The following is a 1,016-nucleotide window of genomic DNA, read 5'->3' on the forward strand; positions in this document are numbered from 1 at the left end:
TCTATAGCTATCCTCTTAATTAGCGCAAATTCCAGATGCGTGGAAGCACCCTTTGCAATCGTTCGTACTTATTGTTTCTAAGGCCGCTTTTACAGCCTCAGGTAGTTCAGCAGCAACACGGACTTTCCTCTTTCTGAGAAAGGATTTCATTTTTGACCACATTTTTTCAATAGGGTTCAAATCTGGACTGTATGGTGGCAAATATAGATAGGAGATCCCCGCCTTGTCTAAAAGTTCCGTCACTATTTTGGCATGATGAGAGCGCATGTTATCCATGATTACAACATCGTCTTTCTCAAGGCTCGGTATCAATTGTTTTCCCATATATTCACGAAATCGCTGTGCAGTTGTTCCACCTTGGTACGTAGTATATACCAGACTGCCATTAAGCCGTATGGATGACAAAACAGTTGTTCCGGCAGGCGTGTTGATCGGGGTAGCATCCATGGCACGTTTCCCATGTACTGCATGTGCATAGTGTCTTGTGAGGTTTGTATTAATACCGCTTTCATCGAGATATATTTGATGTTCTGCATTTGCACCAGATATAGTTTCTATCCATTGACTGCGTTTTCTCTGCACATCGGGGACGCTCCTGTTCTTTTGCGTGCAAAGACTTTTTCTTATAAGTATAACCTTGCTTTATCAGAAAACGCCTGACGGCTTCATCGCCTACAGGTAAATGAAGCGTTTCGACAATCTCCTTCATTGTGATATCTGGTTGTTCTTGTACAAGTCCCAGAATATCGTGGTGCTGTTTTTCTGTAAGAATTGTTTTCCGGCCTCTCATCTGCGTTCTGGTCTCATAACTGCCAGTGCGTGCACGCTCTTCTACAAGGCGGTATACGGTGCTTTCATTTACTGAAAAATATTTTGCAATTTCCCTGGCATTATGAGTTTTATCCCAGGCCTCCAATACCCGTTTTCTAGCTTCATTGTGTAGCATACTATCATCTCCTACACTATATTTTATCACCGCTGTAAAGGGACTGCATTATTTAAGAGGTTTGCTATAA

The 1,016-nt window shown here is 42.2% G+C and carries 2 protein-coding genes; both read right to left on the reverse strand.

Translation table 11 applies throughout. The features are described 5' to 3' along the window. Positions 1–15 precede the first annotated feature (15 nt). Positions 16–582, reverse strand: coding sequence for an IS630 family transposase (locus tag DW915_RS15550; protein ID WP_158581081.1), 567 nt, complete (start codon positions 580–582; stop codon positions 16–18). Continuing rightward, entirely contained in the window at positions 509–946 is a 438-nt protein-coding gene (locus tag DW915_RS15555) for an IS630 transposase-related protein (protein WP_055222229.1), read from the reverse strand. The genes DW915_RS15550 and DW915_RS15555 overlap by 74 nt, the downstream gene beginning before the upstream one ends. Positions 947–1,016 lie beyond the last annotated feature (70 nt).

Origin of the sequence: Blautia sp. AM42-2, assembly GCF_003480245.1 — a bacterium.
Lineage (GTDB): Bacteria > Bacillota > Clostridia > Lachnospirales > Lachnospiraceae > Fusicatenibacter > Fusicatenibacter saccharivorans.

Coding starts and splice junctions, on each gene's coding strand:
- DW915_RS15555 (WP_055222229.1), bottom strand. CDS start 946: ATGCTACACAATGAAGCTAGAAAACGGGTATTGGAGGCCTGGGATAAA.